14 protein-coding genes are annotated in these 15,142 nt (G+C 68.4%); 4 read left to right on the top strand and 10 right to left on the bottom strand.

Annotated features, from left to right (window positions below):
• Window positions 1–6 precede the first annotated feature (6 nt).
• Complete coding sequence (locus M3330_RS21270) at window positions 7–678, bottom strand: TetR/AcrR family transcriptional regulator (RefSeq protein ID WP_024101252.1); 672 nt, start codon at window positions 676–678, stop codon at window positions 7–9.
• 110 nt (window positions 679–788) lie between these two features.
• Between M3330_RS21270 and treZ the strand changes: the two genes are divergently transcribed.
• Together treZ and M3330_RS21260 are read left to right on the top strand one after the other, a co-directional pair.
• Window positions 789–2,537 (top strand): malto-oligosyltrehalose trehalohydrolase, encoded by a 1,749-nt coding sequence (treZ, locus tag M3330_RS21265; RefSeq protein ID WP_255026241.1) that lies wholly within the window; start codon window positions 789–791, stop codon window positions 2,535–2,537.
• Window positions 2,538–2,624: 87 nt separating this feature from the next.
• Window positions 2,625–2,900 carry a hypothetical protein gene (locus M3330_RS21260; protein ID WP_019289739.1) on the top strand — a complete coding sequence of 92 codons (276 nt, stop codon included), beginning with the start codon at window positions 2,625–2,627 and terminating at the stop codon, window positions 2,898–2,900.
• A gap of 35 nt (window positions 2,901–2,935) precedes the next feature.
• On the opposite strand, the gene ilvA is transcribed toward M3330_RS21260, so the two are convergent.
• Together ilvA and M3330_RS21250 are read right to left on the bottom strand one after the other, a co-directional pair.
• Window positions 2,936–4,261, bottom strand: a complete 1,326-nt coding sequence (gene ilvA / locus M3330_RS21255; protein WP_255026239.1) for a threonine ammonia-lyase IlvA — start codon at window positions 4,259–4,261, stop codon at window positions 2,936–2,938.
• Window positions 4,262–4,380: 119 nt separating this feature from the next.
• Window positions 4,381–4,824 (bottom strand): nitroreductase family deazaflavin-dependent oxidoreductase, encoded by a 444-nt coding sequence (locus M3330_RS21250; RefSeq protein WP_024101255.1) that lies wholly within the window; start codon window positions 4,822–4,824, stop codon window positions 4,381–4,383.
• 138 nt (window positions 4,825–4,962) lie between these two features.
• Between M3330_RS21250 and M3330_RS21245 the strand changes: the two genes are divergently transcribed.
• Window positions 4,963–5,190, top strand: a complete 228-nt coding sequence (locus M3330_RS21245) for a hypothetical protein (RefSeq protein ID WP_254582996.1) — start codon at window positions 4,963–4,965, stop codon at window positions 5,188–5,190.
• 66 nt (window positions 5,191–5,256) lie between these two features.
• On the opposite strand, the gene dnaE is transcribed toward M3330_RS21245, so the two are convergent.
• The 5 genes from dnaE to lspA form a co-directional block, all read right to left on the bottom strand.
• Window positions 5,257–8,793, bottom strand: coding sequence for a DNA polymerase III subunit alpha (gene dnaE / locus M3330_RS21240; protein WP_071935181.1), 3,537 nt, complete (start codon window positions 8,791–8,793; stop codon window positions 5,257–5,259).
• Window positions 8,794–8,831: 38 nt separating this feature from the next.
• Window positions 8,832–9,731, bottom strand: a complete 900-nt coding sequence (gene rarD, locus M3330_RS21235) for an EamA family transporter RarD (RefSeq protein WP_255028972.1) — start codon at window positions 9,729–9,731, stop codon at window positions 8,832–8,834.
• Window positions 9,732–9,896: 165 nt separating this feature from the next.
• Window positions 9,897–10,544 carry a hypothetical protein gene (locus M3330_RS21230; protein ID WP_255026238.1) on the bottom strand — a complete coding sequence of 216 codons (648 nt, stop codon included), beginning with the start codon at window positions 10,542–10,544 and terminating at the stop codon, window positions 9,897–9,899.
• A 3-nt stretch (window positions 10,545–10,547) separates the two neighbouring features.
• Window positions 10,548–11,456, bottom strand: coding sequence for an RluA family pseudouridine synthase (locus M3330_RS21225; RefSeq protein ID WP_170318568.1), 909 nt, complete (start codon window positions 11,454–11,456; stop codon window positions 10,548–10,550).
• Between the two features lie 14 nt (window positions 11,457–11,470).
• Window positions 11,471–12,085, bottom strand: coding sequence for a signal peptidase II (gene lspA / locus M3330_RS21220; RefSeq protein WP_033097611.1), 615 nt, complete (start codon window positions 12,083–12,085; stop codon window positions 11,471–11,473).
• A 66-nt stretch (window positions 12,086–12,151) separates the two neighbouring features.
• On the opposite strand from lspA, the gene M3330_RS21215 reads away from it, so the two are divergent.
• Window positions 12,152–13,108, top strand: a complete 957-nt coding sequence (locus M3330_RS21215) for a hypothetical protein (RefSeq protein ID WP_255026237.1) — start codon at window positions 12,152–12,154, stop codon at window positions 13,106–13,108.
• A 78-nt stretch (window positions 13,109–13,186) separates the two neighbouring features.
• Here the strand turns inward: M3330_RS21215 and M3330_RS21210 are convergent, their stop codons facing one another.
• Window positions 13,187–13,693 carry a hypothetical protein gene (locus M3330_RS21210; protein WP_024101260.1) on the bottom strand — a complete coding sequence of 169 codons (507 nt, stop codon included), beginning with the start codon at window positions 13,691–13,693 and terminating at the stop codon, window positions 13,187–13,189.
• A 122-nt stretch (window positions 13,694–13,815) separates the two neighbouring features.
• Complete coding sequence (locus M3330_RS21205) at window positions 13,816–15,126, bottom strand: DNA polymerase IV (protein WP_255028971.1); 1,311 nt, start codon at window positions 15,124–15,126, stop codon at window positions 13,816–13,818.
• Between the last annotated feature and the right edge of the window lie 16 nt (window positions 15,127–15,142).

The following is a 15,142-nucleotide window of genomic DNA, read 5'->3' as shown; positions in this document are numbered from 1 at the left end:
ACTCCGTCACGGCGCCGTTCGTCGCAACAGCGTCGCGCGCAGCGTCCCCGAGAGCCACTGACGGTACTGGTCGACGTCCCATCCGCGATCCCGTCTCAGCAGCGCGTGCACCTGCGGGGAACTCAGGGTGAACAGGACATCGGCCGCGTGCTCGACGGTGACGTCCTCGCGCAGCCAGCCGGCGTGTTCGAGTCCTTCCGCGAGGGTGCGGGCGTTCTCGGCCGTCGCCTTCGCGTCGTCCGCGGCGAAACGACGCATGTCGGGGTCCGCCCCCGATGATTCCACGGAGGTCATGAGCAGCCCGCCCGCGCGTTCGAGCATCGCGGTGCCGTAGCGGACCACCTGCTCGACCACGAGGTCGACGTGCGAGACCGCGCCGCTGCCGTGGGACGATTCCGGATCCGCCGCCGCGACCGCGCGCGGATCGCCGTCGCCGGCCACCGCGTGATCGAGCGCCTCGCGGAAGATCTCCGCCTTGCCGCCGGGGAAGGCGGTGAACACCGTCCGCACCGCCACACCCGCTTCGTCCGCGATGTTCTTGACGGTGGTGCTGACGTAGCCGTCGCGAACGAACAGCCGCGCCGCGGCGTCGCGGATCGTCTCGCGGGTTCGGCGGGCCGCTTCCTCCCGCAACGGTGAGGTGTACCGTCGGCGGGCTCGCTCGGGATTCGGGTTCACTCCCCCAGTATCGAGTGCATTGCAGCTGCAACAAAATTGACGCGCGGCAGGGTGGGACGCCGGTGGCGCCATCCCCTGCACCGACGCCTCCGACACGGCATGCTGGTCGAGTGCACACCTTCGAGGTCTGGGCTCCGATCCCGTCGTCCGTCCGACTGTTCGCCGACGGACGGTTCCACGACATGCAACGCGGCGACGACGGCTGGTGGCGCACCACCGTCGACGTCGCTCCCGACACCCGATACGGTTTCGTGCTCGACGACGACACCGGGACGGTCCTTCCCGACCCGCGATCTCCGCGGCAGCCGGAGGGCGTGCACGAGCCGTCGCAGCTCCACGTGCTCGACGAGACGAAGTGGACCGACCACGGCTGGACCGGCCGGCAACTGACAGGAAGCATCGTCTACGAGATGCACGTGGGGACCTTCACCCCCGAGGGCACACTCGACTCGGCGATCGACCGTCTCGACGAACTCGTGGACCTCGGTGTCGAGTTCGTCGAACTCATGCCGCTCAACGCGTTCAACGGCACCCACGGATGGGGCTACGACGGCGTGCTCTGGTACGCGGTGCACGAACCCTACGGTGGCCCCGATGCCCTGCAGCGTTTCGTCGACGCCGCCCACGCGCGCGGACTGGCGGTGGCACTCGACGTCGTCTACAACCATCTCGGTCCGTCGGGGAACTATCTGGGCCGCTTCGGTCCCTATCTCTCCGCGGCCCCGGGAATCTGGGGCGACAACATCAACCTCGACGGTCCCGGATCCGGGGAGGTGCGCCGGTACATCCTCGACAATGCGCTGCGCTGGTTCCGCGACTTCCACGTCGACGCCCTCCGGCTCGACGCCGTGCACGCGCTGATCGACCACACCGCCACACACCTCCTCGAGGAACTGTCGGTCGAGACGTTCCGCCTGTCCGCCCATCTCGGCCGCCCCCTGTCGTTGATCGCCGAATCGGACCTCAACGATCCGAAGCTGATCACTCCCCGGCCCGGCGGTGGATACGGACTGCACGCGCAGTGGGCCGACGACGTCCACCACGCGATCCACGCGGCGGTGTCCGGTGAACGGCAGGGCTACTACGGCGACTTCGGTTCGCTGGACTGCCTCGCGTACACGCTCGGGCACGGCTTCTTCCACGCCGGGACGTATTCGAGCTTCCGCGGCCGGGTCCACGGGCGCCCGCTCGACACCCGGCGCACGCCGGCGAGCGGTCTGGTCGCCTACACCTGCACGCACGATCAGGTCGGCAACCGGGCGCTCGGCGACCGGCCGGGTGCCTATCTCGAGCCCGGTCAGCTCGCCCTCAAGGCGGCGCTCGTGCTCACGTCCCCGTTCACGCCGATGTTGTTCATGGGCGAGGAGTGGGGTGCGAGCACACCCTTCCGGTACTTCACGTCGCATCCCGAACCGGAACTCGCCGCGGCCGTGGTCGAGGGTCGCCGGCGCGAGTTCGCCGAACACGGCTGGGACGCCGCCGACGTACCCGACCCGCAGGCTCCGGAGACCTTCATCGGCTCGAAGCTGCGCTGGGACGAACGCGACGAGGGCGGGCACGCCCGGTTGCTGGAGTGCTACCGCGCGCTCATCGCGCTCCGGCGGGACCGTGCCGAGCTCACCGATCCCTGGCTCGAGCACGTGCACGTGACGTACGACGAGGACGAGAAATGGCTCGTCGTGCACCGCGGGGCGCTGCGCGTGGCGTGCAATCTCGGACCCGACCCCGTCACCGTGCCGGTCGGCGGGAAACCACTGCTCTGGTGGGACGAACCGGTGGTCAACCGCACCGAGTCCGCAGTGTTGATCCCGGGCTGGTCCTTCGCGATCCTGGAGGCTCCCGAGATGCCCCGCCGATAACGTTCGTCAGGCGAAAAAAGTCGTTGATTATGCCACGAGTGGGCGAGTACCGTCTCAAGTACCGTCGAATTCTCGAGGTGAATCACCATGCAACCCAAGAAGATTCTGGCGAGTGTATTCCTCAGCACCGCCCTCGTCCTCGCTCCCGCCGGAGTCGCATCGGCGACCCCCACCGTCGACACAGCACCCGGGATCGTGAATGTCAGCGGAGGACACGACGACCACGGAAAGTACGACCACCACGATCACGACAAGAACTACAACCATCACGACAAGAAGTACGACCGCGACCATCACCGGAACCACTACTGGCGGCCCGACTGCTATTGGTGGGGCCCATGGCTGGTGTGCAATCGCTGGTGACCGCACACCAACCGTGACGTGACCGGGCCACCCGGTTACGTCAGATAACGGTAGGCCGGCGACCCCGGCTCGAGTCGCTGCGCGTCGATCGGCGACGCGTCCATGCGATTGAGCAGAGCCGAAAGGTCTTCCGCGGCACCCAGTTCGATACCGACGAGGGCAGCGCCGGTCTCCCGGTTGTTGCGCTTGACGTACTCGAACAGGGTGATGTCGTCGTCCGGTCCGAGGACTTCGTCCAGGAACCGCCGCAGTGCGCCGGGCTCCTGGGGGAAGTCCACGAGGAAATAGTGTTTGAGCCCGCGGTGGACGAGCGACCGCTCGATGATCTCGCCGTAGCGTGAGACGTCATTGTTGCCGCCCGACACCAGGCACACCACGTTCGCTCCGGGCTGCACCGAGATCGACTCGAGGGCAGCGACCGACAGGGCGCCGGCGGGCTCGGCGATGATGCCCTCGTTCTGGTACAGATCGAGCATCGTGGTGCACAGCGCGCCCTCGTCGATCTGGGTCATCCCGAACGGGGCCCGGCCGAGCCCCTCCCGGCGCAGCGTAGCCACGAGCGGCAGGCTCGAATGGGACACGACCTCGGCACCGAGTTCGGAGACCACGGCGTAGGGGACGTCGCCGATCCGCTTGACCGCAGCGCCGTCGACGAACGGCTCGACCTCCGGCAGCGTGACGGGACCGCCCGCGACCAGCGCGGCGGTCATCGACGCTGCACCCGCCGGCTCGACGCCGACGATCGACGTGCGTGGGGACCGCTCGCGCAGATAGGCGGCGACACCGGCGATGAGGCCGCCCCCGCCCACGGGGACGAGCACGACGTCGAGATCGCCGTCGAGCTGTTCGAGGACCTCGCGCGCGATGGTGCCCTGCCCGGCAGCGGTGCGGGCGTCGTCGAAGGGCGGGATCATCGTCGCACCGGTGCGGATCGCATCGTCGGCTGCCGCTGCGGCCGCGGCGTCGAAGGTGTCGCCGACACCGATGAGTTCGACGCTGTCGCCGCCGTGGACACGGATCCGATCGCGCTTCTGCTTGGGAGTGCGGGTGGGCACGTAGATCCGGCCCTGGATTCCCATCACCCGGCACGCGTAGGCGACACCCTGCGCGTGATTACCGGCGCTGGCCGTGACGACGCCCGCGGCGCGCTCGGCCGCGTCGAGCTGCGCCATGGCGTTGTACGCCCCACGGAGCTTGAAGGACCGCACCCGGGTGAGGTCCTCCCGCTTGAGGTAGACGTTGGCGCCTACGAGCGCCGAGAGTCGAGGGCTGCGCTCGAGTGGCGTTGGGTCGACCGCCTCCGAAATTCGCTCGGCAGCCGCATCGATGTCGGCCGCGCAGGGCACGGCGGTCACGGTCATCGGTTCTGCTGTTCGCGAAGTGGAGGTCACCCGTCAATGCTGCCACTCCCCCGATTCGACCACCACGGCGGGATCCGCATCGAGGGGGTAGCAGCACAGTCCGTCCGAGCGTGCTCGGTCTACGAGCCTTCGACCGGTTCGAGAACGAAGACGGGGATCTCGCGGTCGGTCTTCTCTTGGTACTCCGCGTAGGGCGGGAACGCCTCGACGGCACGTTCCCACCACTGCGCCTTCTCCTCGCCGTGGACCTCGCGGGCGGTCATGTCCCACACCTCGGTGCGGTCCCTGACCTCGACGTGCGGGTTCGCGACGATGTTGTGGTACCAAACGGGATGCTTCGGTGCACCGCCGAGCGAGGCGACAGCGGCGTACCTACCCTCGTGCTCGACCCGCATGAGAGGGATCTTGCGGAGCTTGCCGGACTTGGCGCCGACCGTGGTCAGGATGATGACCGGTCGACCCTGGAGGGTGGTGCCGCGGGTTCCGCCCGACGACTCGTACTCCTCGACCTGCTTGGCGCTCCATTCGACGGGACTCGGTTCGTATTCTCCGTGCAGTGGCATACCGACCAGTCAACACAATCGTTGTAGCAGTCGCCGCCCGATCGTCGAGTTCGGTGGCCCGAACTCTTCCCTGCGCCTATCCTGAAGAAAGAATTCCGCCCGGCCTACAGTCGCTCGGTCTACAGGAGGTGCACCGCGATGTCCGTGCTCGACCCCCGGATACACCGTGAGCGCACCGACGGTGTGGACATCGCCGGCACGATCTGGCCCCTGTACAAGCTCGAAGCACTCGCGGCCGGTCTCCTGACCCTGCTCGTGGTCCTCGTCGTCACCACCAGCGCCCAGAGCGCCGTCATCGGTGCCGCTGCGGTCACCGTCGTCGTGTGGTGGGTCCGCAAGGCCCAGCAGCACGCACTCCGTTCCTAGACGCACCGGCCGACCCCGGCTTCCCGCGCGACGCTCACCGAAGGGCTTGCGCCGCGCGGCGGACCGCTAGGTGGCCAGGCAGCCCGGCCCGAGCAGGGCCTTGAGGTCGCCCATGAGCGCCGACGACGCTTCGACCCGCAGGCTGTCGTCGAGCTTGAGGACGGTGACCTTGCTGCCGGTGACGAGCCGCACGTGCACGTCGGACGAACCGGGATGGCGCGTGAGCACATTCTTGAGGGCACCGACCTTGTCGGGGGTGCACAACCGGGTGGGCATCGACACCGAGACCGGCTTCGCGACCCCGATCTGCGACAGGTCGGGGACGGCGAGATCGTTGGCGATCAGGGAGATCCGGTCGTCACGGATCGACACCCGGGCCTTGACCAGCACCACCGAGTCCTCCACGACGTCCATGCCGTAGACGGCGTAGGACTGCGGGAAGAACAGCACCTCGATGCCACCGGTGAGGTCCTCGAGCTGCGCGGACGCCCAGGCGAGACCGTTCTTGTTGATGCGCCGGTTCACCGAGGCGAGGATGCCGCCGACGGTGACCTGGCTGCCGTCCTTGAGCGCGCCTTCGAGGATCGCGGGGATCTGGGTGTCGGCCTGGGACGCGAGGACGTGCTCGACGCCGTTGAGCGGGTGCCCGGAGACGTACAGGCCGAGCATCTCCCGTTCGAGGGCGAGGCGGTGCTTGGTGTCCCATTCCTCCTCGGGGATGCGGATGTTGAACACCGCGGCGACGGACTCGTCGGCGTCGTCGCCGCCGAACAGGTCGAACTGGCCGATGGCCTCGGCCTTCTTCGTGCTCATCACCGCGTCGATCGCGTCGGCGTGGACGAGCATCAATCCCTTGCGCGGGTGTCCGAGCGAATCGAATGCACCTGCCTTGATGAGGGATTCGGTGACCTTCTTCGAACACGCGACGGTGTCGATCTTGTTGAGATAGTCGGAGAAGTCGGTGTAGCGGCCCTTCTCCTCCCGCCCCTTGATGATCGAGGCGACCACGTTCGTGCCGACGTTGCGGACGGCGCCGAGGCCGAACCGGATGTCCTCACCCACCGACATGAAGTTGGTGTGCGACTCGTTGACGTCCGGCGGCAGCACCGTGATGCCCATCTTGCGGCAGTCGGACAGATAGACCGCGGCCTTGTCCTTGTCGTCGCCGACGGAGGTGAGCAGACCGGCCATGTACTCGGCCGGGTAGTTCGCCTTGAGGTAGGCGGTCCAGAACGAGACCAGGCCGTAGCCGGCGGCGTGCGACTTGTTGAACGCGTAACCGGCGAAGGGCAGAACGGTGTCCCACAGCGCGGTGATCGCCGCCTGCGAGAAGCCGTTGTCCTTCATGCCCTGCGCGAAGCCGTCGTAGGCCTCGTCGAGGATCTCCTTCTTCTTCTTACCCATCGCGCGACGCAGCAGGTCTGCCTGTCCGAGCGAGTAACCGGCCACCTTCTGAGCGATCTGCATGATCTGCTCCTGGTAGACGATCAGGCCGTAGGTATCGGCGAGGATCTCCTTCAGCGGTTCCTCGAGCTCGGGGTGGATCGGCTTGACCTCTTGCCGCCCGTTCTTGCGGTCGGCGTAGTCGTTGTGCGCGTTCATGCCCATCGGGCCGGGGCGGTACAGCGCGAGCACCGCGACGATGTCCTCGAAGCCGGTGGGCTGCATGCGGCGCAGCAGGTCGCGCATGGCGCTGCCGTCGAGCTGGAACACGCCGAGCGTGTCGCCACGCGCGAGCAGTTCGTAGGTCGCCGGATCCTCCAGCGGGAGGGTGTCGAGGTCGAGATCGATCCCGCGGTTGACCTTGATGTTCTCGATCGCGTCGCCGATGACGGTGAGGTTGCGCAGACCGAGGAAGTCCATCTTCAGCAGGCCGATGGCCTCGCAGGACGGATAATCCCAGCCGGTGATGATCGCGCCGTCCTGCGCGCGCTTCCACAGCGGGATCGCGTCCATGAGCGGCTCGGACGACATGATCACCGCGCAGGCGTGGACGCCGGCGTTGCGGATCAGGCCCTCGAGCCCGAGCGCAGTGTCGTAGATCTTCTTGATGTCCGGGTTGGACTCGATCAGCTGACGAACCTCGGCGGCTTCCTTGTACCGCTCGTGACTCGGATCGGTGATACCCGAGACCGGGATGTCCTTCGCCATGATCGGCGGCGGAAGTGCCTTGGTGATCTGGTCGGCGATCGCGAATCCGGGCTGGCCGAATTGCACTCGCGCGGAGTCCTTGATCGCGGCCTTCGTCTTGATGGTGCCGAACGTGATGACCTGGGCGACCTTGTCGTTGCCCCACCGCTCGGTGGCGTAGCGCACCATCTCACCGCGGCGACGATCGTCGAAGTCGATATCGATATCGGGCATCGACACGCGCTCGGGGTTGAGGAACCGCTCGAACAGCAGACCGTGCGGGATCGGGTCGATGTTGGTGATGCCCATCGCGTAGGCGACGAGCGAACCGGCGGCCGAACCACGGCCGGGGCCGACGCGGATGCCGACCTCGCGGGCGTGGTTGATGAGGTCGCCGACGACGAGGAAGTAGGCGGGGAAGCCCATCTGGTTGATGACGCTGATCTCGTACTCGGCGCGCTCGACGTACTCGCGGGGCGGGCCGGCGGGGAAGCGACGGTCGAGGCCGCGCATGACCTCCTTGTGCAACCAGCTCGCCTGCGTCTCCCCTTCCGGCACCGGGAAGATCGGCATCCGGTCGCGGTGGGTCCACACGTCCTCGTAGGACTGCACGCGCTCGGCGATGAGCAGCGTGTTGTCGCACGCACCCGGCACCTCGCGGTCCCACTGCTCGCGCATCTCCTGCGCCGACTTGAGGTAATAGCCGTCGCCGTCGAACTTGAACCGGGTGGGATCGGAGAGGGTCTTACCGGTCTGGATGCACAGCAGCGCCTCGTGGTTCGCGGCCGCATCCTTGGTGACGTAGTGGCAGTCGTTGGTCACCAGCGGCGGGATGTCGAGCTTGCGGCCGATCTCGATCAGACCCTCGCGCACACGGCGCTCGATGGACAGGCCGTGGTCCATCAGCTCGAGGAAGAAGTTGTCCTTGCCCCAGATCTCCTGCCACTTCGCGGCGGCTTCGAGCGCTTCGCGCTCGTGGCCGAGGCGCAGGCGCGTCTGGATCTCGCCCGACGGGCAGCCGGTCGTGGCGATGATGCCCTCGTGATGGTGGGCGATGAGCTCTTCGTCCATACGGGCCCACTTGCCGAGCTGACCCTCGATCGATGCGAGGGAGGACAGCTTGAACAGGTTCCGCAGGCCCGTCGAGTTCTCGGCGACCATCGTCATGTGGGTGTAGGCACCCGAGCCGGAGACGTCGTCGGACTTCTGGCCGGGATCACCCCACTGCACACGCTTGGTGGAGAAGCGCGACTCCGGCGCGACGTACGCCTCGATGCCGATGATCGGCTTGATGCCGAACTTCTTGGCGACGTTGTAGAACTCGCTGGCGCCGTACATGTTTCCGTGGTCGGTCATGCCCACGGCCGGCATCCCCAGCCGTTCGGCCTCCTTGAACAACGGTCCGACCTTCGCGGCACCGTCGAGCATCGAGTACTCGGTGTGGGTGTGCAGATGAACGAACGAGTCAGCCACGCGTGCCTCTCCCGGGATGTCTGTGGGCAGAGACGAGTCTAAGCCGCGCGAGGCTCCGCAGTGACCACGGCACGCTGACGACGGGCCCGCACGAGCGCGTCCGTGCTGTACACCGCCAGGGCGATCCAGATCAGGACGAAACCGATCCACCGCGAGGCAGGCATGTCCTCCCCGAGCACCACCACACCCCACGTCATCTGCAGGCTCGGCGTGAGGTACTGCAGCATGCCGAGTGTCGCGAGCGGGACCCGTTGTGCGGCCGCGCCGAAGAGCAGCAGCGGCACTGCGGTCACCAGCCCCGCCGATACGAGCAGAGCCGTGTGATCCACGCCGTGCCCGAGGAAGGTGCCGGTGCCGGTCACCGCGAGGAAGATCACGTACCCGAGCGCGAACGGGGCCGCGACGATCCCCTCCCCTGTCAGGGACGTGCGCGGATCGAGCGGCACGATCTTCTTGATCACCCCGTAGGACGCGAAGGACAGCGCCAGGGTCAAGGCGATGATCGGTGGTCTGCCGTAGTCGACGGTGATGACCACCACCGCGCACACCGCGAGCACCAGCGCCGCGATCTGCGCCGGCCGCAATCGTTCCCGGAAGAACAGGACACCGAATACCACGCTGACGAGCGGGTTGATGAAGTAGCCGAGTGCGGTCTCCACGACCCGGCCCGAGACGACGCCGTAGATGTAGACGCCCCAGTTGACCGCGATCGCGGTGGACGCCGCGGCGACCAGGCCCCAGGTGCGGGCCGACAGGCCGCGCAGGGTGCCGAGGCGTCCCATGACGCCCAGCACGATCAGCATGAGCACGAGGGTCCACAGCACGCGGTGCGCGAGGATCTCGACGGCGCCGGCGGGTTCGAGCAGACCGAAGTAGACGGGGAACAGTCCCGACAATCCGTAGGCACCCAGACCGCACAGCACCCCGGTGCGCACGATGTTCCGCTGCTCCGAGTCGTTCCGACCCTCCGAGTCGCTCACCGGCTCACCCTACGGCGCCGCCGGTGCGCTGTCGTTCCGAGACACTGTCGTTCCGAGACACTGTCGTTCCGAGACACTGTCGTTCCGAGACACTGTCGTTCCGAGACGGGATCCACCGCACCGTCACACTTCCCCGTCGTCCGGGCCGGGCACGACCGTCTCGACGTGGGTGGGCAGCAGCGGGGTCACCGCGAAGCGTCCCGCGATCGCGTCTGCGGGCAGGGCCTCCACGGCCCGCACGTCCGGGGCGTCGGCGACGGCCCGGAACTGTGAGGGAGTACCCCGGAGCACCGCCGCGACGACGCAGTCGCAGCCGTCGGCGAGCCGCTGCGCGGAGACCGCCCCGACCCGCGCGGCGCGTTCGGTCCCGAACTCCACCAGGCTCAGCCGGCCCGCGGCGACCGAGGGGGCACGACGCACCGCCTCCGGGTTCTCCGGCACCGCGACCGGCACCAGTGGTGTCTGGACGCGGTCGATCGGGACGCGGAACAGCACCTGCGCCACGCGCACCTCGTCGGTGCGTTCGACTACCCGGTCGATGCCGACGGCGTCGGTGAAGGACACCAGTCCCCAGTGCTCGAGGTCTCCGTCCGTTGCCGCCTCGCTCAAACTGTCCGCGGCCCGTGCCAGATAGTCGGCGACCGCTTCCCCGTTGTCGGGGCCGAGGGTGTCGCTCCCCACGGGGGCCGTCCGCGGCGGTGAGGTCCACCCGGCGACGAGCACCGCGACGACGAGAACGACGACCGACGCCCAGGGCAGGACACGTCCCATCGGTCAGGCGTTGCGCAACACGGCGAGCGCGTGTTCGAGATCCGGAGGGTACTTGCTGGTGATCTCGACCCAGTGCCCGCGCGTCGGGTGCGAGAACCCGAGGGTGCACGCGTGCAGCCACTGCCGTTCGAGACCGAGACGCGCCGCGAGACGTGGGTCGGCTCCGTAGGTGAGGTCGCCGCAGCAGGGGTGACGCAGTGCCGAGAAGTGCACCCGGATCTGATGGGTCCGACCGGTCTCGAGATGGATGTCGAGCAGGCTCGCGGCCTGGAACGCCTCGATCGTGTCGTAGTGCGTCACGCTGGGTTTGCCGTCGGCGGTGACCGTGAACTTCCAGTCGCTGCTGCGGTGGCGGCCGATCGGTGCGTCGATGGTGCCGCTGCTCGGGTCGGGATGCCCCTGGACGAGCGCGTGGTACCGCTTGTCGACCGTGCGTTCCTTGAAGGCGCGCTTGAGGACGGTGTAGGCGCGTTCGGACGTCGCGACCACCATGACGCCGGAGGTGCCCACGTCGAGCCGGTGCACGATGCCCTGGCGTTCGTGGGCGCCGGACGTGGAGATCCGGTAGCCGGCGGCGGCGAGGCCGCCGATCACAGTCGGTCCGGTCCAGCCGACGCTCGCGTGGGCGGCGACACCCACGGGCTTGTCGACCGCGACGATGTCGTCGTCGGCGTAGAGAATCTCCATGCCCTCGACGGGCTGGGCCTCGATGGTCAGGGGGCGGGGCGGCTCGGGCAGTTCCACCTCGAGCCAGGAGCCTGCGGACAGTCGGTCGGACTTGCCCACCGCCGCGCCGTCGACCACGACGGCGCCCTCCTCGGTGAGCATGGCGACCACGGTCCGGGACAGACCGAGCAGGCGCGCGAGGCCTGCATCGACACGCATCCCGTCGAGCCCGTCGGGTACGGGCATCGCGCGGGTTTCCCTCACTGGTGTGATTCCTTTCTCGTTTCGTCCGCACCCGGCGCTGCGTCCCGGCCCTTCGAGGCACCACCGTCGGGTTCGACGCCGAAGACGGTCAAGGCCACGAGCAGGATCGCTCCGCACACGATGGCCGAGTCGGCGACGTTGAACACCGGCCACCATCCGACCGACACGAAGTCGACGACGTGGCCCTGCAGCGGTCCGGGCGAGCGGAACAGACGGTCGGTGAGATTGCCGAGCGCTCCCCCGAGGACGAGGGCGAGGCCGAGCGCCCACCACCTCGATCTCAGGGTCCGGCCGATCTTCACGACGCCGACGACGACGGCGATCGCGACCAGCGTGAGCAACCAGGTCATGCCCGTGGCCATGGAGAACGCGGCACCGGGATTGCGGACGAGTGTCAGGGTGACCGTGTCGCCGACGATCGAGATCGGATCGGCTGGGTCGATGTAGTGGACGGCGAGCACCTTCGTCACCAGATCCGCGACGTAGACGACGAGCGCCACGAGCAGCAGCGGCCGCAGCATGCGCCGGCCGACGGAGGGGGACGGCTCGTCGGCACGACCGGGAACCGGCGTCTCCGCGTCGCGGTCGGGTCGGGAAGCTTCGTTCGTCACCGCTCCATCATCCCCTACCGGACGACCGCGGCGGTTCCCCCTCCCGTCGTGGCTACCCTGGGTGGCGTGCCTGCGCTGTCCAGATTCCCCCGCTCGGGGCCGTGTGCCCTCGCGGCTGTGCTGTCCCTCTCCGCTCTCGTCGCCGGTTGCGGTAGTCCTTCGGACGGCGCGCCCGCCGTCACGGCGGCGACATCGACGGAGGTGACGGTGCCGGTGTCGGCGGTGACCACGACAGTGCTCGACCCCGGTGCCGAACCCCGATCGGTGGTGCGGCTCGTACCGGAGGCCGGGGTGCAGCAGGGCGTCGTCCTCACCACCCGGTCCGAGGTCTTCCAGCGCGTCGGCGACGACCCGCAGCAGGACTTCTCCACTCCCGAGCTGACCCTTCCGCTCTCGGCGACGGTCGAGCGGGCGGTCTCCGACGAGGACCCGAGCACCGTGGTCGACATCACCGTCGGATCGGCGACGTCGCCGGACGAGACGCTCGGATCGGCACTGTCCGATGCCGAGGGTTCCGGAGCCGGACTGACGATCGGCCCCACCGGCGCGATCAGTGCGCTGCGCCTCGAGCCCACTCCCGATGCGGCGAATATCGCACGGTCGGCGATCGAGCAGGCCTTCTACCAGGCCGTCTATCGCATCGTCTCGTTCCCGGAGGAAGCCGTCGGGGTGGGCGCGGTGTGGGAGATCCACCAGCAGGTGATGAGCGCGGGCATCACCCTCGACCAGGTCGGGACGGCGACGCTCGTCGAGCGGGAGGACGACCGCATCACGGTCGACGTGAGGGTCGAACAGACACCGCGCGAGTCCACCTGGGTGCTGCCGAACGGACAGGGCCGTCTCGACATCGAGCAGTACACGATGGCCGGTGAGGGGTCGATGACGATCGACGCGTCGCTCCCCCTGCCCGTCGGCGGAGAACTGACGGTGCGGGGCGATCAGACCTACGTCGAGCCGGACGGCGGAACACGCCTGTCGCAGTCGCAGGTCGACCGCGTGGGCTGGAACACCCCGGATCGGTAGTCCGGAAGATGGACGAACGCCGACGGCCGGCGCGGATGATCCGCGCCGGCCGTCGGTTCGTTCGGGACGAGTACTACATCATGCGCAGGCCGGGGACTGCAGCTGCGCCATGTTGATGACGATGGAGCACGCATAGTCCTTCGACACCTTCCAGGTGTCGTCCTCGGCGACGAAGTCGACCGTTCCGAAGGACGGCTGGTCGCTGCCCGCGAGCGCCATCTCGACACCGGCGGTGATCGTGCCGTTCTCGTTGTCGGTCACGTCGACGACGTTGACCTGCACGCCGGCGTCGTTGGCCGCCTGGGCGACCATGTTGATCAGCTCCGGATCCTCCTCGGCGCCCTGGACCAGGTCGGTCTTCTCGGCGGCCGGGACGCTCAGGTCGAAGGCGCGCGCGAGGTCGGCGTTGAGCTCCTCGACGGTGGGCACCGGCGGGTAGTCGACGGCCGGAGCCGCGGCGGTCGTGGTCGTGCTGGTCTTCGCGGTCGTCTCGGAGGAGCTACCGCCGTCGTCCGAGCTGCAGGCGGACATCGTGAGGGCGGCGGCGAGCGCCACGGTGGCGACGGTGATCTTGCGAAGCTTCAACTTCTCGTCCTTCTCGTTCGGTCGTGCACGATGTGTTCGTCGTGCTCGGTCATCCGGCAGCGGATCGCCCGCAAGAGTACCCGGCGGTAGTAAGAAGACCATGAGGGCGCCGGGAACATGTTTCAGTTCAGGCTCGCGAGCGGGTCGGCGACGGTGAGGTCGGGATCGTTCTCGTCGAGCGTCCGCGCTGGTCCCGGACCCGTGCTGCGTGTCTCGAAGCGGACGGTGACCACGCCGTGGCCCGCGCCCTGCACCCATCCGTGCCCGAATTCGGGATGGCAGACGTCGGCGCCCGGCGTCCACCGGGTGGTCGGCCCGCTCGCCACGACGCGCTCCTCGTCGCCCTCCTCGGCCGGTCCGATCTCCTCGGTCGTCGTCCGGTCGAGTTCGGGGAACAGGGTGTCCTGCGCGATCGCGGACAGACCCGCATAACCCACCCCGACGAGCCGGACGGGGCCGATCTCGAGGGGATCGAGCGCGAGGCGCTGGGCGGCGGCGGTGAGCACCTGCACGTCCTCGGTGGCGTAGGGCAGGGTCGACGACCGGGTGAGCACCGACATGTCGGCCTTGCGCAGCTTGAGCACCACCGTGCGGGCGGCACGCCCGTCCTTGCGCAGGCGTGTGTGCGCGGCGGTCGCCGACGCGGCGATCGCCCGCCGCAGTCCGGGCATCGCGACGATGTCCGTGGGAAAGGTGGTCTCGGCGCTGACCTGTTTCGCCTCGGCGCGCTCCGCGACGGGCCGGTCGTCGAATCCGTTGGCGAGCCGGTGCAGTCCCGGCCCGATGGTGCCGCCGAGGATCGACGCCGCCTCGGCGACGGGCAGCGCCGCGAGATCTCCGATGGTCTCGATGCCGAGTCGCCGCAACCGGTCCTCGGCCACCGGACCGATCCCCCACAGCTTGCGCACCGGCAGGCTGTGCAGCAACGGGAGTTCGCCTTCGGGCCGGACGACGAGCAGCCCGTCCGGTTTCGCGAGACCGGACCCGATCTTCGCGATCTGCTTACCCGATCCGGCCCCGATGGAGGCGACGAGACCTGTTTTCTCCCTGACGTGTTCGCGTAACTCGGAACAGAAGCGTTCGACCTCGTCGGCGTCGGCGCCGGCGAGTTCGAGAGGTTCGGCGAACGCCTCGTCGAGAGAGAGGGTCTCGAGGATCGGGATCCGGGCGCGCAGGGTGTCGAAGACGAGTCCGCTCAGTTCGCGGTAGAGGATTCCGCGCGGAGGCAGCACGACCGCCGCCGGTCCGACGAGGCGCCGTGCCCGGCTCATCGGCATGGCAGAGCGCGCACCGTAGACGCGGGCCTCGTAGCTCGCGCCGGCCACCACCCCGCGGGCACCGAGCCCACCGACGAGGACCGGCCGGCCCCGCAGGGTCGGCCGGGTCAACTGCTCGGCGGACGCGAAGAACGCGTCGAGATCCAGGTGCAACACCCAGCGCCGACTCACG

This window comes from Rhodococcus sp. GA1 (assembly GCF_024321955.1).
GTDB classification, from domain to species: domain Bacteria; phylum Actinomycetota; class Actinomycetes; order Mycobacteriales; family Mycobacteriaceae; genus Rhodococcus; species Rhodococcus pyridinivorans.
The sequence above is the reverse complement of the archived record's forward strand: the minus strand, read 5'-3'. Positions and strand labels throughout refer to the sequence as shown.

What these genes read in the sequence shown, in the direction of transcription:
- M3330_RS21260 (WP_019289739.1), top strand. Translation starts at nt 2,625, where the DNA reads ATGCAACCCAAGAAGATTCTGGCGAGTGTATTCCTCAGCACCGCCCTC.
- ilvA (WP_255026239.1), bottom strand. Translation starts at nt 4,261, where the DNA reads ATGACCGTGACCGCCGTGCCCTGCGCGGCCGACATCGATGCGGCTGCC.
- M3330_RS21250 (WP_024101255.1), bottom strand. Translation starts at nt 4,824, where the DNA reads ATGCCACTGCACGGAGAATACGAACCGAGTCCCGTCGAATGGAGCGCC.
- M3330_RS21245 (WP_254582996.1), top strand. Translation starts at nt 4,963, where the DNA reads ATGTCCGTGCTCGACCCCCGGATACACCGTGAGCGCACCGACGGTGTG.
- M3330_RS21230 (WP_255026238.1), bottom strand. Translation starts at nt 10,544, where the DNA reads ATGGGACGTGTCCTGCCCTGGGCGTCGGTCGTCGTTCTCGTCGTCGCG.
- M3330_RS21225 (WP_170318568.1), bottom strand. Translation starts at nt 11,456, where the DNA reads ATGCCCGTACCCGACGGGCTCGACGGGATGCGTGTCGATGCAGGCCTC.